This window comes from Rhodococcus sp. 06-1474-1B, from assembly GCF_002258885.1.
GTDB classification, from domain to species: domain Bacteria; phylum Actinomycetota; class Actinomycetes; order Mycobacteriales; family Mycobacteriaceae; genus Rhodococcoides; species Rhodococcoides fascians.
In genome coordinates, this window is record NZ_NOYR01000025.1 from 55,321 (window position 1) to 78,640 (window position 23,320).

The window sequence follows — 23,320 nt, forward strand, 5'->3', positions numbered from 1 at the left end:
TCCTGAATTACTTCAGGACATCGGTCCCGACGAAGGGCACGAGGGCCTCGGGAACTCGGACGGTGCCGTCGGCCTGCTGGTGGTTTTCGAGGATCGCCACGATCCACCGCGTGGTGGCGAGGGTGCCGTTCAGGGTGGCGGCGGTCTGAGGCTTGCCGTTCTCGTCGCGGTATCGCACGCCGAGGCGTCGGGCCTGGAAGGTCGTGCAGTTCGAGGTCGAGGTGAGCTCGCGGTATGCCTTCTGCGTGGGGACCCATGCTTCGCAGTCGAACTTGCGCGCGGCCGAGGACCCGAGGTCTCCGCCTGCTGTGTCGATGACGCGGTAGGGCAATTCGACTGCGGCGAGCATTTCCTTCTCGTACTGCAGCAGCTTCCGGTGCTCGGCCGCCGCGTCCTCGGGCTTGATGTACGAGAACATCTCGATCTTGTCGAACTGATGGACGCGGATGATGCCGCGGGTGTCCTTGCCGTAGCTGCCCGCTTCACGACGGAAGCACGACGACCAACCGGCGTAGCGCTTCGGGCCGTCGGCGAGGTCGATGATCTCGCCCGAGTGGTAGCCCGCGAGAGCAACTTCGGAGGTTCCGACGAGGTAGAGGTCGTCGGCTTCGAGGTGGTAGATCTCGTCTGCGTGTGCGCCGAGGAAGCCGGTTCCCGACATGATCTCCGGCCGCACGAGAACCGGCGGGATCATCATGGTGAACCCGTTCTTGACGGCCTTCTGCGCGGCGAGCTGAAGCAGCCCCTGCTGCAGCAACGCGCCGTAGCCGGTCATGAAGTAGAAGCGTGAGCCCGACACCTTGGCTCCGCGTTCCATGTCGATCAGGTTCAGCGACTCGCCGAGTTCCAGGTGATCCTTGGGCTCGAAGTCGAACTCGGGGACGTCGCCGACGGTCTCGAGCAGCACGAAGTCGTCCTCGCCGCCCGCGGGCGTTCCCTCCTCGACGATGTTGGATATCGCCCGGTGAGCCGTGTCGAGAGCTGCGTCGGCCTCGGCCTCGGCTGCCTGGGCCGCCTTGACCTTCGCGGCCAGTTCCGATGCCCCGGCCAGCAGCGCGGGACGGTCCTCGGCCGAAGCCTTGCCGACCTTCTTGCCCAGCGCCTTCTGCTCGGCACGCAGCTGATCCCCGGCCAACACAGCGGCGCGGCGGGAGGCGTCGGCGTCCAGAAGAGCGTCGACGAGAGCGGGGTCCTCGCCTCGGGTGCGCTGCGAGGCGCGCACTGCGTCGGGGTTCTCGCGAAGCATTTTCAGGTCGATCACGAGAGCAAACCTTACTTGCCGAGCAAGCCCAGGTAGTCCTCGCGTCCGAACATCGTGGCTGCGTCGATCGCCGACGGGTGGCCGCCGTGTGGGTCGGCTCCGCCGTCGACGAGCAGCCGCACCACCTCGTCCTCGCCTTTGAACACAGCGCCCGCGAGTGGGCTCTGGCCCTTGTCGTTGGCCTTGTTCACATCGGCACCGCGTTCGACCAGCACCCGTACCGCATCGGCGTGACCGTGATAGGCGGCCAACATGAGCAGGGTGTCCCCCGACTCGTTGTGCAGATTCACCGGAACTCCGGCGTCGACGTAACTCGCCAGACCGACGGCGTCACCGGTACGTGCCATTGCGAACAGTCGACCGGCCAGCTCACTGAGGTCGTCGTCACCCGTTGGGTCGCTCATGTCGACCGAACATACTCGGGCATGATGGAGGGCGATGTCCGCTACAGAACCAGACCCCACGACGAGCGAGAGTCGGAGAACTCTCTCGGCCACCACTGCTCGACGCGGCCTCGCCATGGTGGCCGTCGGTGCAGTCCTGGCCGCGGGGGCAACAGTGTTCCTGTCCGGCGGATTCTCGACTCCCGAGAAGATCACCACGCATTCGACGGCCAGTGGCCCCGCCACCGCAGGACCGGTGTCCGCGAAGTCCTTCGGTGCCGCCGACCCGGGCGTATGCCTGCAGTGGACGCCCACCGACGATCCCGAAACCGATCGTCAGGACCTCAGCGAAGTGCCGTGCTCCGACGCCCACCGCTTCGAGGTGGCCCGCGACATCGACATGAGCGTCTACCCCGGTATCGAATTCGGCCCCGGCGCGCCGTACCCGGGAGCGCTGCGCTTCGGCGAACTGCGCGACGAGCACTGCACCGCCGCCGTCGACGGCTACGTCGGTGCCAAGTTCGACCCGAACGGCCGCTACGGCGTCGGCCTGATGTTCCCCAGCCAGGCCGGATGGGCCAAGGGCGAGCGCACGCTGCGGTGCGGGGTGCAGATGCCGTCGAACACCGGTGCGCTGCTCGAGATGACCGGCTCGATCCTCGACCAGGACCAGTCCAAGGTGTGGCCGACGGGCACGTGCATCGGAATCAACCAGAACGTGCCTGCCGACCCGGTGGAATGCTCGACTCCCCACGCGTTCGAGGTGGCGTCGGTGATCAACCTCACGCAGCAGTTCCCCGGCGGGCACCCGTCGGAAGGCGACCAGGACGCATATCTGGAGAAGACCTGCACCGACGCCGTCAACGGATACCTCGGCTCGGAGAACGCGCTGCGGGACAAGACGCTGACGCTGTTCTGGGACACGATCGACGTCTCGAGCTGGCTCGCCGGTAGCCGTCAGGTGACCTGCTCGGTGGGCAAGGAACTCGACTCCGGTGGATTCGCGACCATCGTCGGCAGCGCGAAGGGCGACATCCTCATCAACGGTGCCGCGCCCGTGCCGCCGCCCGCAGCCCCCGACGGCCGCGCCCTCCCGACCCCACTGCCCGGTGCTGCTCCGATCACCACCGGAGGCTGACATCCCCACGCACATGACCCGCGTCGACTTCGAGGAAGCGGTGTCCGACGCTCTCGACACCCTGCCGCGAGAGCTCACCGACTTCATGAACAACGTGGTCGTCCTCGTCGAGGAAGAACACCCCACCGAGGACATCCTCGGGTTGTACGAGGGAATCGCGTTGACCGAACGCTACGAATACAGCGGCCACTTGCCCGACGTCATCACGATCTACCGCAAACCGATCCTCGACATGGTCGACGACGAACACGAGGCTCGACGCGAAATCGCCATCACCGTCGCGCACGAAATCGGCCATCACTTCGGCATCGACGACGAACGCCTGCATCAACTGGGATTCGGCTGATCGCGCTCGCCCCCGATCGCCACCCCCACCCCCGTAATGCCACCCCCGGTTGGGATCAATGTGGGTTTCAGTCGGTCAGACTGCAACAAAGGCGCATTGATCCCAACCTGGGGGGCGGGCAAAACAGGGTTAAGCCGAGACAGCCTCTCGACCAACCGGCCGCACTGCGCGGTCGGTGAGGAATGCGAACCCCAGTCCCAGGGCCAGCCACAGGGTTGCCTGCGTGGCCAGTGACGAGAGTCGGAATTCCCACAGCAGGGTTGCCGGAAAGTCCGAACCCACTTCGTTCACACCCGGCAGCAATGCGTAGCCCACAGCGACGATCACGAGGAACGCCACCGTCGGAGCACCGACGCGAACCGCCACCGACGACTGCGACGCCACCGCCTTCGCCACGTAGATCGCGACGCCCACGGCCAGCAGACCGAGAATCACCGAGGCCAACCACAGCCAGGTGCGCTGGGTGATCGTCTCCGGGTCCCCGACGGCCGGTGGGTTTGCCGGATACTTGAAGAACGGCACCGCTTCGATTGCCAGCCATCCGGCCCCGGCTCCGAGGAGCGCGAGGATCGAGCCCGGAAGCGAGCTGAACCGTCGGGCATAGTGCAGTACCGATGCGAAGATCGCGCCGAGTGCGAGTCCGGCGAGTCCGGTGGCGAGGAACAGTCCGACGCGTTGCCCGTCGCGACTGACGAGGGCGTCCTCGTCTCCGTGCGAGTGCGCAGCAGTCGCATCGGAGTCGGCGTGGTGTGCCTCGCCTGCTGCTTCTTCGATGGAGATGGCCGAATCGACGTGCGGCTCACCGATGACGAAGGCAACTCCGCCGGCGAGCAGTCCCGCGACGAGACCGGCGAGCAGACCTCGCACCAGCAACTGAACGAATGTCCCGGTCAGTGGCATGGCAGGCCCAGCAGGTGGCGGCCGTCGTGCATGAGTTCGTGCATGTACATGCCACTGCGCGAGATCGCGCCCTGGTCGAATCCGACGAGGTAGAGCACAACGAATGCGAGCAGTATCGTCGCAGCGACGATGACGGCGAGGGCCGCCGATTCCGTCGTGTTGCTGGGTGCATGAAGTATTGCCATGGGGGTGTCCTCCTGGGATTGTGCGTCCCGTAGTCCCTTCGGAGATGAAGGGACGGCCATGCGATGTACGAGTTTTCTGGCTCTCGAATTCGGACATCTGCCCGACGTCGATCACAGTGGCGCAACCGTTCCGGATTTTCACCGGATTACCTGCGTACATCGCGTCTTACCTGCGCACTGTGGCACCGCGTTCGACTCTGTGTCAATCACTGTCCTCGAAGAACACCGTCCGATGCCACAATGACGCGGTGACTGCGCCTGCGACCCGCCTGACGTTGGTGAGCCACGCCAGGACCGATGCGATGCGCTCAGGCCGCTTTCCTGCCGACGAGCCACTCGACGAGGCTGGTGTGCGTGCACTGGCCGAGGTGACCGATTTTCCGCGTGCCGACCGAGTGATGTCCGGCCCGGAGCTGCGGTCCCGATCCACTGCCGAGATCTTCGGCAGCGACGTCGCTGTCGAACTCGCGTTGGCCGACGTCGCGTACGGCCGGTGGTCCGGTCTCGAGATGACCGATCTGCCCGACGCCGACGCGATGGCCTGGCTCGGCGACCCGGCATTCACACCGCCGGGCGGTGAATCTCTGGAGGCGTTGTTCGCTCGCGTCGAGGCGTGGCTCGACGAGGTCGGTTCGACGCCGTGCCGCACGCTGGCCGTGACCGCACCCGCGGTTATCAGGGCCGCGGTCGTGCTGGTGCTGGCGGCACCGGTCAATTCGTTCTGGCGGGTCGACGTCGCACCGTTGACGCGCACCTCGATCCATCGCCGAGGCTCGCTGTGGACGATGGATTCGGTGGCACAGAAGTCTCTCTGAATTCTTTCCGGCATCGATGGAACCGATCCGGGCACGGCGGCGTCCTACCTACCGACAGCCCAGTTCGTCGATCGCAGGGAGCGTGCTCATGACCGTCATCAAAGTCGATCCGGTGGCTCTGCAGCTGGCTGCCTCGGAACTCGATGCGGTCGCTGCCCGATTGCAGGCCGCCGTCACTGCGACGGCGCTTCCTGTTCGGCCGCTACCGCCGGGCACCGACGAGGTTTCGCTCTTGACCGATCGCTTCTTCGCCACCGCGGCCGATACCTTCGGACCTGCTGCAGCACAGGGTATCTCGGAGCTACACCGGGCCGCCGAGGAACTGCGCAAGCAAGCCGCGGACTACTTGGCGACCGACGACGACACCGCCGGGGGCCTGCCGGGGCTCGCCGGCATCTGACGCACTCATCGACCGGCAGCGGTTTCGAAAACGACACGGGGGCTCGAACATGACGGGGGCTGGACAATGACGCTCGGTGTGACAGGTGTGGTGTGGCTACCACGAACTGCGACAGGAAATTCGACACGACTGTTGGGGCCCGGGCCGGTGCCTCTACATGTCGCAGGCGGGGCCTGGGGTTCGGTGGCCGCGGCCTTCACCGAGGCCTCGGTGAGCATCGCCGCCATCACGACAGCTCTGACTGCAGGCTGGGAGGGTGAGTCGGCTCTCCTCGCGCAGGCCGCCCTCGCCCGGTTCGCCACGTGGACCGGTGCCACCGCACTGAAGGCGGCGGCACTGTCGATCGAAGCCCCCGCCGCGGGAACCTCGTACGGCGTCGCACTGGCCACCATGCCGTCGCTCGTCGAGATCGGTGCCGTGCAAGCTGCCAAGGTGACGGCTGCGTCGACCGGCGGTGCACTGAACGGAAGTTACGAGGCAGCCGAGGTCGCAGATCGATTGCTCGACATCCGCGCAGCCATGGTCATGGAGGGATTCGAGCTGGTCTCCTCGCACCTGATCGCGAAGACGACGTTCGATCATGCGCCCGCCATCGTGTCCGAGTCCGGCAGTGGTCTCGGCAAATTCGCCAACGGTGCGCTGATGACGTCCCCCGTTCAGGCTGCGGTCGGCGGTCTGATGGCCGCGACGCAGAACCCAGGCGTCGCAGCCGCAGCCGGGCAGCTCGGCAGTGCCGCCACCTCGATCGCCGGAACAGGCGTGTCCACGGTGGCCACCGCGGCATCGAACCTGGTCTCGACGCCGCCGCCGAGTGGACCCGGATCCGGCATCGGCCACTCCTTCGCACCCGGTGGTTCGGCATCTCTCGCCGTCGGGCCGGCGTCCACCCGTCCGGTGGCATACGGCGGACTGGGCGGAAGCAGCGGCAGCATCGGCGGCGGGCTGGGAATGCCCGGTTCGGCGTCGAGTCCCCTCGGGGGATCGGCACTCACGGGTGCAGTCCAGAGCAGTCCTGCCACTACGGTCGGCGCACCGACCGCAGCCGAGGGTGGTCTCGCTCAGCGCGGAACCGGTGCCGGTGCTGCGCCCGCATCGGGCACACGGGCGCAGGACGACGACGAACACGACACCCCGGAATACCTCAAACAGTTCGAGCATTTCGCCGACGGCCGCACGGTGGCACCGTCGGTCATCGGAGCAGACCCAGCCCTCGACAACATCAGTGAGAACGGCCGGTGATCGACTTGGGAACCGTGCCGGTGGGCCACACACTGCCGAGTGCCGCACTCGGTGTCGACGAGATGGATTTCCTGGTCGACGAACTCTCGATTGCCGAACTACCCGTCGTGCTCGACGTCTTTCCACGCTTCGACGACGCGACAGCCCGCGACCGTGCTGTCGACCGCGGCCGTCACGCCCTCGCGGCGGCAGGGCTGTGGGATGGCTCCGCGGTCCACGAGGACGTTCGCCACTGGCTGCGGGTCATGGAACAACCCCGCTGGTACGTCTCGGCGCGACAATTCGAGGGCGACACCGTTCCTGTGACTCGGATCTGCATCGCATCCGACGACACCATCGCGGTGTCGGCGGTACGGCGAGAGAACATCGTCACCCTGCGCGTCGTCGCCGGGGATCCGGCTCGCGATCTCGTCTCGTCGCTGGGATCGGCACCGCCGTTCGATCCCGGCAGCGTCAACGCGCCCACCGACCTGCTGGCCGAGGCACTGGACGCGGCACCGTCCGACGTGGGCGGCACCGCTTCCCGTCTGCGCAGCATCGGAATCGCCGATGACCGGGCCCTCACTCTGGCCTCGGCGATGGCCACGTGCGCGGGCAGGACCGAGATCACGGCCGTGACCCGCAGGCATGGGACTCGGCGCGGGGCCGGGCGTCCGGTGGCCCTGTTCGACACCCGCGTCGGACGGATCGTCGCCACCTCCGCTGTCGCCGCGGACGGTCGTTCGTGGAGCTCGTTGACCGGCGCGTCGGATCACCGGGTGACAGCGGCTCTGACAGAGCTGATCTCGTCGGCCAAGGACCCAGCGACCACGAACCCAGCGACCACGAACCCAGCGATCGGCAATCCCGCGATCAGCTGATCGGGTTGTCTGCCTTGTCGCTGCCCTTGCCCTCGAACGGCGGCAGGAACGTGCCCCACTTGGCGCATGCCCAGCCACCGTCGGGTAGCGGCAACAGCTCGATTGTCTGGGTGTTGTCGAGATGGTTGTCGGCGGCGAAGGTGCCGTCGACACCGGTGAGGGCCGCCGCGACCAGTCGAATTGCGGCCCCGTGGCTCACGACGATGACGTCTCCGGCGGTGTCGTCACCCAGGTACTGTCCACGCAGCTCGTCGAGCACCGGGACGTAGCGCGCCAACACTGCGCGCCCGCTCTCGCCGCCCGGCGCGGCTGCATCCAGATCTCCGGTATGCCACCGGTAGAAGATTTCGGTGAACAGTCGGTGCGCCTCGGGATCGTCTCGATCTTCCAGTTCTCCGGCGGACGTCTCCTGGATACCGTCGGTCACGACGAGGGGCACTCCGGTGCCGCGCTCGACGTAGCCCGCAGTCTGCTTGGCGCGCAGAGCAATCGACGAGACCAACACGGCGGGAGGATTACCCAGCCGTGTCTGCGCGTACGCCTCGGCTTGCCGGTGCCCGAGCTCGGTGAGTTCGGCTCCCGGCGGCGCTGTGTCCAGCTTCTTCGCGACGTTGGAGACGGTCTGCCCGTGCCGAACGAGAATGAGCTTGCCCATCACAGATCACCCCGACCGGAACGAATTTCGGACAACCACTGCACGTGCTCGTCGATCGGTTGCGGCACCGAACCTCCCGATGTCGTTGCCGTGGGCCATGATCCGAGGAAACGTAGCGGCATCTTCCGGTGGAACGCGGTCAGCGCCTCGGCGACGAGGGGATCGTCCACATGCCCGGCGCAATCGACGAAGAACATGTAGGTGCCCAATTGCGAACGGGTAGGGCGTGATTCGATGAACGTCAGATCGATGTTGCGAATTCCGAACTCCGCCAACGCTGCCGGCAGCGTACCCGGGTCGTTCGGCGGCTTCAGCACCACCGAGGTGCGGTCGGCACCGGTGCGGGCGGGCACCGGCTGCGGCGGAGTCACCAGCACGAAGCGGGTGCGCGCACCCTCGACGTCGATGATGCCGTCGGCCAGCGTCGGCAGAGACAATCGCTCCCCGGCCAACCGTGTCGAGACAGCGGCGTCGACCACGCCGGCGGCAACATCTTCTGCTGCACCGGCATTCGAGGTCGCAGACTGCACGACGGCGTCGGGCATCGTGGCCTGCAACCACTGCCGGACCTGGCTGAGGGCGATGGGGTACGCGCTGATCGTGCGGGCCGAGTCGAGAGTGACACCGGGCCCGCCGACGATGGTGAACGCGACCTCGATCTCCGTCTCGGCGACGATCTGCAATCGCCGTCCTTCGGACAATGCGTCGAGCGTCGGCGGCACGGCCCCCTCGATGGAGCTCTCGATGGGAACCACTGCGGCGTCGGCGGCACCGGATCGGACGGCCTCGAGCGCCGCGGGCGGGCTCGCGGCCGACACTCTCTGGACGTCCCCGACCAGGCCGACCCCATCGAATGCGCCGAGCGTTTCGAACTGCGCCAGCGCCATCTCCGTGAACGTTCCCGATGGGCCGAAGTAAGCGATGCGAGGCACGTCTCGAGGTTACGTTGTCGACGTCCCCGAAGCGATCAAACCGACGTCGACCAGCCGGGCGCGGGCGGCGACGGCGTCGGCGATCTCGACCCCCAGCAGTACCTCCCGCACGGCCTCGGCGGCCTCGGGTATGAGCTTGCGCAGAGCGTCGACATTCGGCGCGGCCAGAGCCGACGCGATGTCGTCTCCGCGCAGCGACGCCACCGTCGCCGCGAGGATCGCGATCACGTCGTCTCCGGTGTCGGCGCGGGCGACCAGACCGACATCGGCATGCGAGACGACGGCGAGCACGTCGGCGATACGCCTCGCCGTGTCGCCGACACCGATGCCGGGGGTCCGATGAGCGGCAACGATGGTCTCCGCGGTCTCGGCCACGTCGATCGCGTCGAACACCGGGAAGACAACGAGGGGCGAGGGCAGTCGCAACCCGAGCGCGTCGGCAAGATGCTCGGAGACTGCGTCGACCTCGAATCTGACGGTCTCGTAGTTGCCTGCGCTCGAGGCGCGGAGCTCGTCCGGGTCGATGTCGAGTCGCACGACGATGCGCCCGAGGTTCGCGGTGGGCGGCAGCGTCAGCAGGGTCGAGGCCAGCACGACGGGCGGGCCGTACTCGGCGGCGCGTGGAGCGGCCTGCACGGCCGGGGCATCGGCGCAGAACGGCTGCAGCAGTCCGGCGACGAGCGCGTTCGGATCTGGTCGGTGCGGCACACCGAGGGTTAACGGAATCGGCACGTCTTCACGGTAGTCCCAGCTTGCCCTTGCGATACCCGCCACATCCGGCTAACTTAGGGGCCACGTTACTTAGGTATGCCTCACCTACTGGCCATTCAACTGTACCGATCGCATCGGAGGAGCCCATGCTCGGCGCAACCACCACCACCGGACCGACCACCGCCGAACGCGTGCGCAGCGCCTGCATGCGTGCCGAGGGCGCAGCTCTCGTGATCGACGGCAGCGACCCCGTCGTGACGTCCCTGCACCACCTGCGACCCAACGGCGAGATGATTCTTGCCGTCCCCACCGATTCCATCGACGACGCGATCACCTGGCAGTCCTCCCGCGCCGGCGTTCCCGCCGTCGTCGAGCTCACCGATCACGCACCTCTGGCACTGCGCGAACCGGTGCGGTCACTGGTGTGGCTGCGCGGAGAACTGCGTCCGGTGCCGGAATCGCTGATGCGCCCGATGGCCGGCGCGGTGGCCGCCGAGCATCCCCACGCGGCCCTGCTCGACGTCGGCCACACCACCTCCCTGGTACGTCTGATCGTCGGCTCCGCAGTGGTGGCGGACAGCACCGGAGCCGAGCCGGTCGACGTCGACTCGCTGCTGGCAGCCGAGCCCGATCCGTTCTGGGAGATGGAAACGAGCTGGCTCGAGCACCTCGACTCCGATCATCCCGACCTCCTCGCGCAACTGTCCCGACGCCTCCCACCGTCGCTGCGGCAGGGACGCGTGCGTCCGCTGGGCATCGACCGCTACGGCATTCGTCTGCGTATCGAGGGCGAGTGCGGCGACAACGACGTCCGGTTGGGCTTCGCCGCGCCCGTCGACGACACGATCTCCCTGAGCCGGGCCCTCCGGGTCCTCGCCGGTTGCCCGTTCCTCAACGGCCTGCGCGCCCGGGGCTGACGCCGCCGCGGGGCTCAACAGGGCACACTCGTGCCGTGATCGACTTCAGGAACTGGTTGACGCCACCGCCGCGGGAGAGCGCCGCTCCACCGCCCGATGCTCGCGAACGCACGACCATCAAGGTCGAGATCGCGATCGTGCTGCTGGTGACGTTCGGCCTCAGTGGCATGAGCAGCATTCTCTCGCTGGTCGAGGATGCCCTGCAGACCGCAGCGCTGTCCGATCAGACGGTCGCCCTGAACTCCTCGCGATCGAGCTTCAGCGTCATCGACCTGCTGTTCCAGCTGCTGAGCATCCTGCGCCTGTGCGCATGGGGAGCATTGGGGCTGTACCTGCTGTGGCGAGCAGATCTGGCACCGCGTGCGATCGGACTGGCGAAACCGCGCCTGAAGATCGATCTCGGCCACGGCGTCGGGCTGGCGGCACTCATCGGGCTGCCGGGTCTCGCGCTCTACCTGGTCGGCAACGCCCTGGGATTCAATCTGAACGTCGTCCCCAGCGGGCTCGACGACCACTGGTGGCGAGTGCCAGCCCTGATTCTGTATGCACTGGCCAACTCCGGTGCCGAAGAGATCATCGTCGTCGCCTACCTGATCTCTCGACTCCGCCGACTCGGCCTGAGCGAGAACAAGTCCTTGCTGTGCTCCTCGCTGCTGCGCGGGAGCTATCACTTCTATCAGGGGGTGGGCGGAGGATTCGGCAACTTTCTGATGGGCCTGGTGTTCGGCCGATACTGGCAGCGCACCGGGAGGCTGTGGCCACTGCTGATCGCGCACGCACTCATCGACATCGTCGCGTTCGTCGGTTACGCCCTGCTGCGCGAACACCTGGCGTGGTTGCCGTGATGGGTACAGTCGATTCGTGAACGACGACGATCGCTACGGACGGCACGGCGCGCCGAATCGGCGTACCCCGCCGCCGAGCCAGCCGCCGCCACCGCGTCGACCACCCGGCCAGCAGCCCCCTCCCCCGCCTCGGCGCGCCGGTGGAGCCCCTGGACAGCCACCGCCGCCACGCCAGTACCGACCCGGTCCGCCGCCGGTTCCGAACCCCCGTCGGTACAACCCGGAACCTCCCGCGGAGCGAGGGACCCCTCGCCGTCCGGGGCCTGCACCCGAGGGCACCGAATTCATCAGACGCGACGGCCGCCCGGCCGCTCCCCGCCACGGTGCCCCTGCCCCACCGCAACAGGCGTGGTCGCAGGCACCCGAACCCGGCCCTGCCGGTTCCGTTCCACCGAACTCGACGCGCCAGTACTCCCGCGCTGCCGAGGACGAGGCCGGGCGCACCGGGTACGCACCGCGCCAACAGCCGGAACCGTACGTCGACGAGCGCAGGCAGCCACCGGCTTCTCCGCAGCGCGCCTTACGCCGACCGGAACCAGCTCGGCCACAACGTGATTCACGTCCCCCCAAGGTTGCGAAGCCGCGCAAGCGTCGGCGCTGGGGCCGTCGCGTCCTGATCGTCCTGCTCGTCCTCGTTCTGGGCATCGGCGGCATCGTCTACTACGTCGACAGTTCGCTCACGCGAGTCGACGCCCTGACCTCGTACCCCGGCAGGATCGGCGACACCCCGGGCACCAATTGGCTTCTCGTCGGATCGGATTCACGAGCCGGCCTGACGCCGGAGCAGGAAGCAACTCTCGCGACCGGCGGCGAGGTGGGCCCCAGCCGGACCGACACCATCATCATGATCCACATCCCCGAGGGCGGCGGGGCGACGACGATGGTCAGCCTGCCCCGCGATTCGTACGTGCCGATTCCGGGTAACGGCGAGGACAAGCTCAACGCGGCGTTCGCATTCGGCGGGCCGTCCCTGCTGGTGCAAACGGTCGAAGGCGCGACGGGAGTGCACATCGATCACTACGCCGAGATCGGCTTCGGTGGGTTCGCCGGAATCGTCGACGCTGTCGGCGGAGTCAACGTGTGTGTGCAGAACGCGATCGACGATCCGTTGGCGGGCATCAACATTCCCGCGGGCTGTCAGGATCTCGACGGTTCCGAGGCACTCGGCTTCGTGCGATCCCGCGCGACCGCATTGGCCGACCTCGACCGGATGAACAACCAGCGGGCCTTCATGTCCGCTCTGCTCGACAAGGCAACCAGCGCTTCCACTTTCCTCAATCCTTTGAAACTGTGGCCGTTGGTGTCCGATACCGCGTCGTCGTTGAGTGTCGACGACGGAGACCACATCTGGAACCTGGCCGGGTTGGCCTGGGCAATGCGCGGTGGGCCGGTGACGACGACCGTGCCGGTCGGCGGCTTCCAGGACTCCGATGTCGGCAACGTCCTCGTGTGGGACGACACCAGGGCACCGGCATTCTTCGACGCCATCGCTCAGGATCGGGAAATTCCGGCAGATCTGCTGACCGGCGGCCCCTGACGGGGGCGTGCGGCCGGTACGTTGTGGATCATGACATTGCCGTCGCATGAGCCCGCCACTTCGTTTCACGATCTACTGCGCGCCCAGGTTCGGTACGAGTTCACCGCCTCGCAGCAGTACCTCGCCATCGCGATCTGGTTCGACCGCAACGATCTTCCGCAGTTGGCGCACCGCTTCTACGCCCAGTCGGCCGAAGAGCGTCGGCACGCCATGATGATGATCCGATTCCTCATCGACAACCGACTCGAGGTGGACGCGTCGGGTATCGACGACGTGGTGACCGCGTTCGATTCGGTCGCCGAACCGGTGGAGTTGGCGTTGGCGCAGGAGGTGGCGGTCACCGATCGGATCACCGCGCTCGCACAGGCGGCCAGAGCCGAGGGCGATTACATCGGGGGCAATTCATGCACTGGTTCCTCACCGAACAGGTCGAGGAAGTAGCTGCGATGCAGAGCCTGCTCAACATCGTGCGGCGAGCAGGTTCGGATCTGTTCGACATCGAGCAGTACGTGGCACGCGAGCTCGGCTCGGTGACCCGCGCCACCAATGCACCCAAAGAGGCCGGAAGCGCGTAACTTACGCCCTGCTCAGAGCCGACATTTAGGATTGACTGTATTAGGCTACGTTCGCCTCAATAAGGCTCGACTTGGATGACAATGCCCTCTGACCAGGCATATTGTCCTCACCATGAGCGCAGACATCAAAGAAACGAACCACACCAAGTTCCACGCACTTCTTCGCGACCAGATCCGCAACGAGTTCAACGCCTCGCAGCAGTACATCGCCACCGCCGTCTACTTCGCCAATGTCGACCTGCCGCAGCTGGCCAAGCACTTCTACGCGCAGTCGGTCGAAGAGCGTAACCACGCGATGATGATCGTCCAGTACTTCCTCGATCGCGACATCACCGTCGAACTGACCGGTGTCGACGCGTCGAAGTCCGTGTTCACGGACCCGCGTGAGGCCATCGCCCTCGCACTGGCACAGGAAGAGACGGTCACCGAGCAGATCATCGCTCTGGCGAGCACCGCCCGCGAAGAGGGCGACTACCTCGGCGAGCAGTTCATGCAGTGGTTCCTCAAGGAGCAGGTCGAGGAAGTTGCCAGCATGAAGACCTTGCTCAACATCGCAGACCGCGCCGGCCACAACCTGTTCGACCTCGAGCAGTTCGTTGCCCGCGAGATGAACACCAGCGTCGTCGCCGATGCAGGCGCACCCACCGTCGCCGGCGGATCGCTGTAATTTCGCTTCACGCGACACGCATCGACGAGTAACGCGAGAGATCTCGCGCTCATACGGGTGGTCGTCAGACAAGCAGCCCCTTGTCCGACGGCCACCCGACGTGCGTTTCGGTGCACCGACTTTCGGGCCGCCGCACCTCTCGGTTGAGCTCGACTGCTCAGCGCAGGGTGACCTGACGGCCACGAAGGCCGTCCCGCGAGCGCAGCTGCGCTCCCGTCAGCGGGGCGTCGACGGCAAGAGCCTCGTTCAGCTTCTCCCCGAATTCCTTTGTCGGAGCAGCCCATTCGGTGGGATGCATCTCCGGATCGAGATCGAACACCGGCACCAGCAACCCGTGCGTACGGAACGAGCCTGCATACCGCGAGCCCTCACCGAGATTCAAGTCTCCGGCAGCGTGCAACCGTGCGAGGGCGAGCATGACGTCGTCCTCGCTCTCCGGGCGAACCCACCGGATGTGCGCCTTGTCGCCGGCATCGACCCACCATGCTGCAACGACGCCGTCCGCCTCGATCCGCGCCGAGGGCATGATCGCCTGATTCGCGCGCTCCACGGTTGCGGCCACATCGGCTGCGGGAGTGGCACTTTCCGGGATCCACCAATTGAAATCCTGATGCACGGTGATCTCGAGGAGTGCGGACGGGTCGAGGACATCGGTCAATGCGGGGGTGTTCTCGTCCACCTTCGAGGCTTCGAGCGACTCACCTGCGGGGGCGGCGGCGACCCAGCCCAACGCGCTACTGATATCTGCTGCAACGTCTTTCGACTGCGTCTGAACCTGCAGGCCGACGAATCCTTCTACAGTGCCCGCCTCTTCACGTACCAGAGCGGCGACGGCTCCCGGCAATACCGTTGCCAGAGTGACGGTGCGGCCGCCGGAGGTGATCGGCGCGGTGGCGGTGGCCGACGGCACGAATTCGCGCAGCGCTACCAAGTCGCATTCTGCGGCCAGGCCCTCGAACGGCCGCGTCGTCCCCGACTCGAGGCTGGCGCGCTCGGCCTCACGCTGTGCGAGCTTGGCCGCCCGGTTGCTGTCCTGCTTCGGTCCGCTGTTTCTTTTGCTCTTACCCACGCCAGAAAACCTACACGTTCTTCGATTCCAGCCAGGCGCGCGTTCGTCCGGGATGGTTGGTCGCGATCCACCCGACACCGAGTTCGCGGCACAGGTCCACGTCCTCCTTCTCGTCGACCGTCCACACGTAACTGGCACGGCCCGACGCGGCTGCTCGATCGACGAGCGTCGGGTGCTCACGCAACGCCCGGATCGACGGACCGACCGCGGTGGCACCGACGGTCGTCGCTGCTCCGCCGCCCAGATAGTGCGAGCTGTCACCGAGGAGGACCGTCGGAAGCATCGGTGCCGAGCGGCGCACTCGCCACACGGCCGAGGGCGCGAAAGACATGATGACCGCCCGTGAATGATCCGCCGAGGCAGGCGCGCCGATGCCGAAGTGGTGCAGCTCGGCCAGCACCGAGGCCTCGATCCGCGAGCCGTAGCGCACCGGATGCTTGGTTTCGATGAAGAGCTTGACCGGCTTGCTGGTCCAATCCAGAATCAGCGCGATCAGGTCGTGCAGCGTCAGAAGTTCGGCGGGTTCGTCAGCATCGCCGTAGTTCAACCGGGCGAGCTCGTCGAAGGTCATCTCGCTGACGATTCCGGTGCCGTTCGAGGTTCGGTCGACGCGGCGGTCGTGCACGCACACGATGCGGCCGTCCTTCGTGAGCCGGACATCGCATTCGACGCCGTCCGCTCCCTCCCGCAACGCGAGATCGTAGGCGGCGAGCGTGTGTTCCTTCTTCGCCGCAGATGCTCCTCGGTGCGCGACGACCAAAGGGCCGCGTCGGTCCGGGCTCACGAGACCGTCACCGCCCGGTCGTCCTTCTCGGCCCCGGAGTCCGCACGAGCTGCGTCGGCCGGCTCAATCTCGGTCTCGGCCTGCTCGGTCTCGGACTGCGTGGCCTCGGACTGCGTGGTCTTTCGCTCGACGCTGGGTGCGATGACCCAGCGGGTGGGACGAGACAGCGCCGAACCGCGCAGGGTGCGGCCCTCGAGTCGGCGCATGACGGCCAGGGTCAGCACCGCGGAAACTGCGGCCACGAGCGCCACGACTGCGGCGAGCAGAACGCCGTCGGCGCGGGCTTGCAGTGTGTTGCGCAGACTCCACAGCACCTGCACGACGACCAGCGCGTTGCTCGTCGCCCAGACGGCCCACCAGATCCGGATCAAGGTGAGCTCGCGGTACACGTCGCCGTCGGATTCGGCTCGGAGGCGCACGATCTCCGTCAGGTACACCCCGGGCATGACGATCCGAACCACAGGCAGCATCGAGAGCAGCAGCATCCATCGCACCGACCGCGGCTCGGTCGCCCCGACCGATGCGTAGGCCAGCCGGCGTTGCCGAATCAGCCAGCAGGACGTCGTGATCAGCGCGAGCAGACCGACGATGAGAGCGCCGACCTGTGCGAAATAGACCAGCGCATCGGAAATTGCCAGCGTGATCGGTGACAGCAATCGGGTGCGGTTGTACAGCAGGATTCCGTAGCGAAACAGCTCGGCGAACGCCGCCAGCCCGAGCAGCAGCGCCGTGATCCAGACGAACGTCTGCGCGTTGGCTGCGTACTGCTCGACGCGGCCGGCGGGCGTGTGTGCTGCGGGGTCGCGTGGGGTGTCGCGCAGCCCCCACGTGGGCGTCGAGTCGTAACGCGGAGTGGGGGTCGGTGCCGCGACCCGGGCGGGACCGACGGCCTTGCCCTTCGACGACGCAGGCCGCGCAACCCAACGAAAATTGCGGCGGCCCTGTGCCGGTGCCCGAGCGGACACCGGCGAGAGCAGCACGCCGTGGCAGCGGGGGCACCACGTACCCGGCCGTGCGCCGACCGCCCAGCGAGTGCTGCAGCGGGCGCAGACCTGGAACGCCTGTGCGCGCCCCTGCGGTGCCGACATCTAGATGATTCTCGCTTCGTCCGAATCGTCGTCGCGCTGGATCGGCCTACCGGCGGCATGCCAGTCGAGCATCCCGCCCTCGACGTTGATGGCCTCGTAGCCCACGCGATTGAGGTATTCGACGACCCGAGCCGAGCGCCCGCCGGCTTTGCAGACGACGTAGATCTCGGACTGGTTGTCGATTTCGCCTGCTCTGGACGGAATGTCGCCCATCGGGATGTGCACGGCACCGGGTGCATGTCCGGCCTGCCACTCGTCGTCTTCTCGGACGTCGAGCAGCACTGCCGCTTCCGGGAACGGCACCGGAAGGCGGTCTACGGTGACGGCGGGTGACTGCTCGGGGTGAGACACCTCTCGATCTTGTCACGGGTGCGATCGCGACTGCCACTCGTGCCCGCCTGACGATGGATGGCCCCAGCTATGACCTACGTCACTTTGGCTCAACAAAGTTATCCACAATATCCACAGGTTGATGCACAGAATCGGGGCCCATGCCGGTTTCTATCCACAGGTCACGGCCTCACAACTGATTGCCGGTGTATCGAGTACCAACGAAGGCTGTGGATCGATCGTGATTTGACACAGCTGTTGTCTGCGGTCGTTTATCCAAGCTGATTACCCTGGCAAACATGACTTCTCACTCCTCGGTCGAGCTACGCGTCTTCACCGAACCGCAACAGGGTGCCACCTACGACGACCTCCTCCGGGTCGCCACAGCCGCGGAGGAATTCGGCTACGGTGCCTTCTTCCGATCCGACCATTACCTCGCTATGAGCGGCGACGGGTTGCCCGGCCCCACCGACGCGTGGATCACCCTGGCCGGCCTGGCTCGTGAGACGTCGACCATCCGGCTCGGCACGCTCGTCACCTCCGCCACATTCCGCTACCCCGGCCCTCTCGCCATCAGCGTCGCGCAGGTCGACGCCATGAGCGGTGGCCGCGTCGACCTGGGGTTGGGTGCCGGCTGGTTCGAGGACGAGCACAAGGCATACGGCCTGCCGTTCCCGGCGCTCGGTGAACGCTTCGACCGACTGGAAGAGTCCCTCGCCGTCATCACCGGGCTGTGGGAAACACCGACCGGCGAGACGTTCTCGCACGCGGGAACCCACTACCCCGTCACCAATTCCCCCGCCCTCCCCAAGCCCGTCCAATCGCCGCGTCCCCCCATCCTCATCGGCGGCGGAGGCAAGAAGCGCACCCCGGCCCTGGCCGCGAAATACGCGGATGAATTCAACATCCCCTTCGCCTCGCTGGCCGACACCGAAACGCAGTTCGGACGCGTCCGCGCCGCCTGCACTGCCGCCGACCGTGACCCCGATTCCCTCGTCTACTCCAACGCACTCGTCCTGTGCTGCGGCCGCACCGAGGAGGACATCGCCCGACGCGCCGCCGCCATCGGCCGCGACGTCTCCGAACTCCGCGAGAACGGGGCCGCGGGAAGTCCCGCCGAACTGGTCGACAAAATCGGCCGCTTCGGGGCCATCGGCGCGACTCGCGTGTACCTGCAGACCCTCGACCTCACCGATCTCGATCACCTCGAACTGGTCGCCTCCGAGGTCATCCCGCAGCTCTGATCTCCCCCGCCTCCCATCCGCCCCTGTCCACTCAACGTGACATTGACCCCCGAAAAGGCCACCGAACGTCACATTGACTACCCAGCAGGGGCGAGTAGCCGGCGATGCCGACACCCGGGTGATGTCGGTCGACCGCAGAAGTCGGGTCGGCGGGAGATCGAGCGCAGTCGTGCCACCCCAGTCCACTCAACGTGACATTCACCCCCGAAAAGGCCACCAAATGTCACATTGACTACCCAGCGGGGGTGACTACCCAGCGGGGGTGACTACCCAGCGGGGGTGAACTAACCAGCGGGGGTGACTACCCGGCGGGCTGGGTCAGGGGGCAGATCGGGTACGTAGTTGTCGGTATCGCGTACTGATGTGTCGTGCTGCGGGCAGTTCGATCCCGCGGTAGATGATTTCGGCGAGTGCGGCGGTGCCGGTCAGGAAGGCCAGGACGGCTGCGGTGGGTCCGAAGTGCGGTTCCACGGCTGCGTAGATGCGGTAGAGCACGAGTGTGTGGATCAGGTAGATGGCGTAGCTGCGGGTGCCGATCCAGCCGATGATGGGCCAGCGGGTGATGGGTCCGTCGTATCGGGCGAGGATCAGCACGGTGCCGGTGACGACGAGCAGTGACCACAGGTAGGTCTCGCCCATCCAGAAGGTGTGGACGTCGATGGCGAGGCGGATCACTTCGATTTGTGCGACGACGCCGATGACGATCCAGCGCCAGGTGACAAGTTTCGCCCAGCCGAGGTAGAAGATCTGGCCGAGGAACAGGGTGGGCAGTACTCCGGCGACTTTGGTGAGGAACGGGATGGTGTACGGCTGGGGCAGGTAAAGGTTCCAGAGGATCACCAGTGTGCAGAGTGCGGCTCCGATGAGGGGCACGGTGATCGGGCTTGCTCGTAGCGCCGAGCGCATTGCGACGCAGTAGAGGTAGAACACGATTTGCACGACGAGTGTCCAGGTGACGCCCAGTACGGCGACCTCGGGTCGGAGGAAGAAGCCGCCGAGGAAGAAGCTGAGTACGGCCTCTCCGTTGCTGATTCCGGGTTGTCCGCTGAACATGCCGTTGACGCCGAGTTTGACGAGTACGACGGCCAGGGCGATGGCGAACCAGAGGGCGGGCACGAGTCGGGCGAGGCGCGCGACCATGAAGTCCCGACGCGATTGCCGCATGGCGGATCGGGTGATGAGCAGCCCGGTGAGCAGCATGAACATGCTCACGCCCACGAAGGAGAGGTGGAGGTTGAGGCCTACGTCGTCGATGAGGACGAGGTTGACGATGTCGAGCATCCACCAGTCGCCGCCGACGTCGTCGAGTAGGTAGAACGAGATGTGCGAGTAGAGGACGGCGCAGACGGCGATGACGCGCAGGAGATCGGCACCGTTCATCTGGACGCGGGGCGCGGTCACGGCCGGTGCGGCGGCGGACTCGTCGACCGAATTTCGGTTCGGACGGTCCCCTTTCACACCCTCGAGTTTAGGTTCCGTTCATGGTGTGGACCAATTCGGCGCTGTTACGCAACTATTTCGTGACAATCGCAGGTTTTCGCAGCCCAGGAATTCGACTGTCTTGTTCACGTGGATTTATTCCGAGAAAAGCATCTCGGTTACAACGGTTGCACAAGGGGTAGGAATGAGATTGGGTTGAACCCTACGAAAGATCCGCAGTAGGACGAACGTGCCCGCATCACGCGATGGGCACGGCGTCGTTAGAGAAGGGAACCACGTGTCCGAGTACACCTTGCCCGACCTTGATTTCGATTACTCCGCCCTCGAGCCGCACATCTCGGGCGAGATCAACGAGCTCCACCACTCCAAGCATCACGCCACCTACGTCGCCGGTGCCAACACCGCGCTCGAGAAGCTGGCTGCAGCCCGCGAGGCCGAGGATCACGGCAGCATCTTCCTGCTGGAGAAGAACCTCGCGTTCCACCTCGGTGGCCACGTCAACCACTCCATCTGGTGGAAGAACCTCTCGCCCAACGGTGGCGACAAGCCCGAAGGCGAACTCGGTGCCGCGATCGACGACCAGTTCGGTTCGTTCGACAAGTTCCGCGCACAGTTCACCGCTGCTGCCAACGGCCTGCAGGGCTCCGGCTGGGCAGTGCTCGGCTACGACTCGCTGGGCAAGAAGCTCCTCACCTTCCAGCTCTACGATCAGCAGGCCAACGTGCCGCTGGGCATCATTCCGCTGCTGCAGGTCGACATGTGGGAGCACGCCTTCTACCTGCAGTACAAGAACGTCAAGGCCGATTACGTGAAGGCGTTCTGGAACGTCGTCAACTGGGCCGACGTCCAGGCTCGTTTCGAGGCCGCCACGTCGAAGACCCCGGGCCTGATCTTCCCGTAGGTTTCGAGATTGCCGCACGACGCGCAATCGCAGACAGGGCCACCGCGTTCGACGCGGTGGCCCTGTCGCATTTCGAAGGTCACGCCCTCCCGGCGGCGGGCACCGACCCGATGGTCGTGACGCCGTGGTCCGGTCTCGCGACGTCCTCGGAACGGCAGGTCGTTCGGCGCGGGGGCTCGGGATCGGGTGTCACGTGTACCTGCACGCTTCCCGACGTCGTCACCACCACAACATCCGACGCGGCGCCGGACGACGTGACATCGGACGGGTGGACGTCGTCGATTCCGGTGAGCCCGTATTCGGTTCGTACTGCGTGTTCGGCGATCTGGGCGACGGTGTCGTCGGTGCAGCGGCCTCGGTAGTGGCGCAGCGTGAGATGCCCGCGGTCGTGGTCGTCCACGACGGCCTGCGCGTTGGTCGGTTCGAGGTTGCCGTAGTAGCTGCCGTCGGGCAGGGCCACCATGCCCGCTGCGTATCGATCCCCGCCCAGGTGCGTCGATTCCCATACCCGCCCGCTGGATCCGGCGAGGGCCGCCGCTACCGGCCGACCGAGCACCGCGCAGCACGGATCCTTCTTTCCGTGCGTGCAGACGAGGTAGAGCCGCTGGTCGACGCGAGTCCCGATACCAGGTGGGGTGCCCGCCGCGGCGGCTTCGAGCGGTAGTTCGAGTATCTGCTCGACGGTATCGACCGAGCATTTCTCCAGCCACGGGCCGCGGCGACCCGAGTGCGCGAGAAACACCTGTCGCGTCTCGGTGGGTTCACGCCTGCCGTGCGTTTCTCGCACCAGTTGCGGGCGTACCCCGACGGCCTTGCAGCGACGCGAGAGTTCGGTGCCGATTCGACCGAGCGGACCGCCCGGCCCCCACGGTTCGCGCCCCCACGGGCCTCGATGCTCGATCAACACCCAGCCGTGTGCCCGTGCAGCTGTCCCGCGCAGCGATTCGTCGTTCTCACGCGCCACTGCAGCGCAGCCGACCCAGCGTTCGGATGCCGGCACGTCAGCCCCCGATTTCGGTCGCGGTCTCGACCAGGGCCTGGGCGGTCAGCACGTTGCCGAAGAGAAAATCCTTGGAGGGCAGCTCGGTCACCCGAGCTCCGAGACCGGTGAAGAGCGGGTTCTGTCGCAGTTGCGCCACGGCGTCCTCCGTCCCGGCATCGGTGAGCAGAAGGATGTCGTCGGCCGCCAGCACGTCGATCAGTTCCGGGCTGACGTCGACCGTCTGCACCGCGTCGGATCCGCGATCCTGCTGTGCGGGCGCGCGGTAGCCCAGATCTGCCAGAACTGCGTAAGGAAATGATCCGTCCTGCGTCATGTACCGCAACGAGTCGGTGCGCACTCGCGCGACGGTCAACGTGCTGTTTTCCCGAGGTGAGCGTGACTCGGATTCGTCGACCGCCTGTCGATAGTCCGCCAGCAAACCGTCGGCGATCTCCTGCCGATCGAAGATTCCCGCCAGCTGCTGCAAGGTGTTCTGCCACGAGGCCGGGGTGTATTCCACGACGACGGTCGGCGCGATCGGGGCGACCCGGTCGTACAGCGCTCGGTTGTCCTCACCCGTCGTTCGCATGACGATCAGGTCCGGTGCGGCGGCCGTCAGAGCCTCGATGTCGACGTCGGCGTCGACGGATCCGATGTCGATCGGTTCGGTGGTGAGCCGATCCCGGACGACGGGTGCGTAGTCACCGGTGAGCGGCGGCTTCACCGCTGCGACGGGCTGGATGCCCAACGCGACGACGGCTTCCAACGTGCGGTCGCCGTCGAGCACGGCCACGCGCTGTGGATCGACGGGAACGCTCGTCTCACCGAATGCATGCTGCACGGTGCGAACCTCGCCGCCGGTCTCGCCCGGGGTCGATTCTTCCCGACTGCATGCGGCGACACTCAGCAGTAGCGCAACGGACAGCAACGAGACGACGGTTCGCCGGGCGGATCCTCTGTTTTTCACCGCAGCAGCGTATCGGCTGCCGAGCCGCAGTGGGCCGGCTACGTTTTCGGCTGGCACTCTCCCCATCTTGTGTGCCAGCCGTTTTCGGGTCATTCTTCTCCTTACCCAACGTCGTGTACCCGGCTTCTGCCTCGTACCTGTCTGGGAGG

The 23,320-nt window shown here is 66.3% G+C and carries 26 protein-coding genes and 1 pseudogene; 13 read left to right on the forward strand and 14 right to left on the reverse strand.

All coding sequences use genetic code 11. From position 1 onward, the window contains the following. Positions 1-7: 7 nt before the first annotated feature. Both serS and CH266_RS14955 read right to left on the reverse strand, forming a co-directional pair. Complete coding sequence (gene serS, locus CH266_RS14950; protein ID WP_094715605.1) at positions 8-1,261, reverse strand: serine--tRNA ligase; 1,254 nt, start codon at positions 1,259-1,261, stop codon at positions 8-10. Between the two features lie 11 nt (positions 1,262-1,272). Beyond that, on the reverse strand, positions 1,273-1,665 hold the full coding sequence (locus CH266_RS14955) for an ankyrin repeat domain-containing protein (RefSeq protein WP_032366735.1): 393 nt from the start codon (positions 1,663-1,665) through the stop codon (positions 1,273-1,275). A gap of 34 nt (positions 1,666-1,699) precedes the next feature. Between CH266_RS14955 and CH266_RS14960 the strand changes: the two genes are divergently transcribed. Both CH266_RS14960 and CH266_RS14965 read left to right on the forward strand, forming a co-directional pair. After that, the gene (locus CH266_RS14960) at positions 1,700-2,782 is read left to right on the forward strand and encodes a septum formation family protein (RefSeq protein WP_094715606.1); all 1,083 of its coding nucleotides are present in this window, start codon (positions 1,700-1,702) and stop codon (positions 2,780-2,782) included. Positions 2,783-2,795: 13 nt separating this feature from the next. Then, complete coding sequence (locus tag CH266_RS14965; RefSeq protein ID WP_027494838.1) at positions 2,796-3,128, forward strand: metallopeptidase family protein; 333 nt, start codon at positions 2,796-2,798, stop codon at positions 3,126-3,128. Positions 3,129-3,257: 129 nt separating this feature from the next. On the opposite strand, the gene CH266_RS14970 is transcribed toward CH266_RS14965, so the two are convergent. Together CH266_RS14970 and CH266_RS14975 are read right to left on the reverse strand one after the other, a co-directional pair. After that, positions 3,258-4,028 carry a CbtA family protein gene (locus tag CH266_RS14970; RefSeq protein WP_094715607.1) on the reverse strand — a complete coding sequence of 257 codons (771 nt, stop codon included), beginning with the start codon at positions 4,026-4,028 and terminating at the stop codon, positions 3,258-3,260. Beyond that, complete coding sequence (locus CH266_RS14975) at positions 4,019-4,213, reverse strand: CbtB domain-containing protein (RefSeq protein WP_027494840.1); 195 nt, start codon at positions 4,211-4,213, stop codon at positions 4,019-4,021. The genes CH266_RS14970 and CH266_RS14975 overlap by 10 nt, the downstream gene beginning before the upstream one ends. A 248-nt stretch (positions 4,214-4,461) precedes the next feature. On the opposite strand from CH266_RS14975, the gene CH266_RS14980 reads away from it, so the two are divergent. The 4 genes from CH266_RS14980 (at position 4,462) to CH266_RS14995 (ending at position 7,527) form a co-directional block, all read left to right on the forward strand. Then, positions 4,462-5,028 (forward strand): histidine phosphatase family protein, encoded by a 567-nt coding sequence (locus tag CH266_RS14980; protein WP_255175921.1) that lies wholly within the window; start codon positions 4,462-4,464, stop codon positions 5,026-5,028. 88 nt (positions 5,029-5,116) lie between these two features. Continuing rightward, entirely contained in the window at positions 5,117-5,428 is a 312-nt protein-coding gene (locus CH266_RS14985) for a PE family protein (protein ID WP_027494842.1), read from the forward strand. A 66-nt stretch (positions 5,429-5,494) separates the two neighbouring features. Continuing rightward, positions 5,495-6,667: a PPE domain-containing protein gene (locus CH266_RS14990; RefSeq protein ID WP_057473095.1), complete on the forward strand. Its 1,173-nt coding sequence runs from the start codon at positions 5,495-5,497 to the stop codon at positions 6,665-6,667. Further along, the gene (locus CH266_RS14995; RefSeq protein WP_094715608.1) at positions 6,664-7,527 is read left to right on the forward strand and encodes an ESX secretion-associated protein EspG; all 864 of its coding nucleotides are present in this window, start codon (positions 6,664-6,666) and stop codon (positions 7,525-7,527) included. The genes CH266_RS14990 and CH266_RS14995 overlap by 4 nt, the downstream gene beginning before the upstream one ends. Here CH266_RS14995 and CH266_RS15000 read toward each other — a convergent pair. The 3 genes from CH266_RS15000 to CH266_RS15010 are packed head-to-tail and all read right to left on the reverse strand — an operon-like array spanning position 7,520 to position 9,846. Beyond that, a complete protein-coding gene (locus CH266_RS15000) occupies positions 7,520-8,185 on the reverse strand; it encodes a histidine phosphatase family protein (protein WP_094715609.1) in 666 nt (221 codons plus the stop codon). The two genes, CH266_RS14995 and CH266_RS15000, sit on opposite strands and share 8 nt — an antisense overlap. Continuing rightward, positions 8,182-9,114 (reverse strand): prephenate dehydratase, encoded by a 933-nt coding sequence (pheA, locus tag CH266_RS15005; protein ID WP_032374194.1) that lies wholly within the window; start codon positions 9,112-9,114, stop codon positions 8,182-8,184. Before pheA ends, CH266_RS15000 begins: the two co-directional genes overlap by 4 nt. A 9-nt stretch (positions 9,115-9,123) precedes the next feature. Continuing rightward, a complete protein-coding gene (locus CH266_RS15010) occupies positions 9,124-9,846 on the reverse strand; it encodes a hypothetical protein (RefSeq protein WP_094715610.1) in 723 nt (240 codons plus the stop codon). A 125-nt stretch (positions 9,847-9,971) separates the two neighbouring features. Here CH266_RS15010 and CH266_RS15015 point away from each other — a divergent pair, with 125 nt between their 5' ends. From CH266_RS15015 to CH266_RS15035, 5 genes and pseudogenes are all read left to right on the forward strand, one after another. Beyond that, a complete protein-coding gene (locus tag CH266_RS15015) occupies positions 9,972-10,742 on the forward strand; it encodes a DUF2470 domain-containing protein (protein WP_032366728.1) in 771 nt (256 codons plus the stop codon). Between the two features lie 38 nt (positions 10,743-10,780). Next, positions 10,781-11,587, forward strand: coding sequence for a CPBP family intramembrane glutamic endopeptidase (locus tag CH266_RS15020; protein ID WP_441347060.1), 807 nt, complete (start codon positions 10,781-10,783; stop codon positions 11,585-11,587). Between the two features lie 286 nt (positions 11,588-11,873). After that, the gene (locus CH266_RS15025; protein ID WP_255175926.1) at positions 11,874-13,124 is read left to right on the forward strand and encodes an LCP family protein; all 1,251 of its coding nucleotides are present in this window, start codon (positions 11,874-11,876) and stop codon (positions 13,122-13,124) included. A 30-nt stretch (positions 13,125-13,154) separates the two neighbouring features. Further along, positions 13,155-13,699 (forward strand): annotated as a pseudogene (locus CH266_RS15030) (ferritin). A gap of 112 nt (positions 13,700-13,811) precedes the next feature. Then, positions 13,812-14,366: a ferritin gene (locus tag CH266_RS15035; RefSeq protein ID WP_027494851.1), complete on the forward strand. Its 555-nt coding sequence runs from the start codon at positions 13,812-13,814 to the stop codon at positions 14,364-14,366. Between the two features lie 157 nt (positions 14,367-14,523). Here the strand turns inward: CH266_RS15035 and CH266_RS15040 are convergent, their stop codons facing one another. Genes CH266_RS15040 through CH266_RS15055 form a run of 4 tightly spaced genes read right to left on the reverse strand, consistent with a single transcriptional unit; the run spans position 14,524 to position 17,658 of the window. Beyond that, entirely contained in the window at positions 14,524-15,435 is a 912-nt protein-coding gene (locus CH266_RS15040; RefSeq protein ID WP_027494852.1) for a DUF5926 family protein, read from the reverse strand. Positions 15,436-15,445: 10 nt separating this feature from the next. Beyond that, positions 15,446-16,219 carry a glycerophosphodiester phosphodiesterase gene (locus tag CH266_RS15045; RefSeq protein WP_032381965.1) on the reverse strand — a complete coding sequence of 258 codons (774 nt, stop codon included), beginning with the start codon at positions 16,217-16,219 and terminating at the stop codon, positions 15,446-15,448. Then, positions 16,216-17,307, reverse strand: a complete 1,092-nt coding sequence (locus CH266_RS15050; RefSeq protein WP_094715611.1) for a DUF4328 domain-containing protein — start codon at positions 17,305-17,307, stop codon at positions 16,216-16,218. The genes CH266_RS15045 and CH266_RS15050 overlap by 4 nt, the downstream gene beginning before the upstream one ends. Then, complete coding sequence (locus tag CH266_RS15055) at positions 17,308-17,658, reverse strand: rhodanese-like domain-containing protein (protein ID WP_027494854.1); 351 nt, start codon at positions 17,656-17,658, stop codon at positions 17,308-17,310. A gap of 278 nt (positions 17,659-17,936) precedes the next feature. Between CH266_RS15055 and CH266_RS15060 the strand changes: the two genes are divergently transcribed. Further along, positions 17,937-18,881: an LLM class F420-dependent oxidoreductase gene (locus CH266_RS15060; RefSeq protein ID WP_094715612.1), complete on the forward strand. Its 945-nt coding sequence runs from the start codon at positions 17,937-17,939 to the stop codon at positions 18,879-18,881. Positions 18,882-19,199: 318 nt separating this feature from the next. Here the strand turns inward: CH266_RS15060 and CH266_RS15065 are convergent, their stop codons facing one another. Beyond that, positions 19,200-20,339, reverse strand: coding sequence for an acyltransferase family protein (locus CH266_RS15065; protein ID WP_255175922.1), 1,140 nt, complete (start codon positions 20,337-20,339; stop codon positions 19,200-19,202). 259 nt (positions 20,340-20,598) lie between these two features. Here CH266_RS15065 and CH266_RS15070 point away from each other — a divergent pair, with 259 nt between their 5' ends. Next, positions 20,599-21,222, forward strand: a complete 624-nt coding sequence (locus CH266_RS15070) for a superoxide dismutase (RefSeq protein WP_019667073.1) — start codon at positions 20,599-20,601, stop codon at positions 21,220-21,222. Positions 21,223-21,301: 79 nt separating this feature from the next. Here CH266_RS15070 and CH266_RS15075 read toward each other — a convergent pair whose 3' ends face one another. Both CH266_RS15075 and CH266_RS15080 read right to left on the reverse strand, forming a co-directional pair. Continuing rightward, entirely contained in the window at positions 21,302-22,222 is a 921-nt protein-coding gene (locus tag CH266_RS15075; RefSeq protein ID WP_094715613.1) for a sucrase ferredoxin, read from the reverse strand. Between the two features lies 1 nt (position 22,223). Continuing rightward, positions 22,224-23,171, reverse strand: a complete 948-nt coding sequence (locus tag CH266_RS15080) for an ABC transporter substrate-binding protein (protein ID WP_032371714.1) — start codon at positions 23,169-23,171, stop codon at positions 22,224-22,226. Positions 23,172-23,320: the final 149 nt, after the last annotated feature.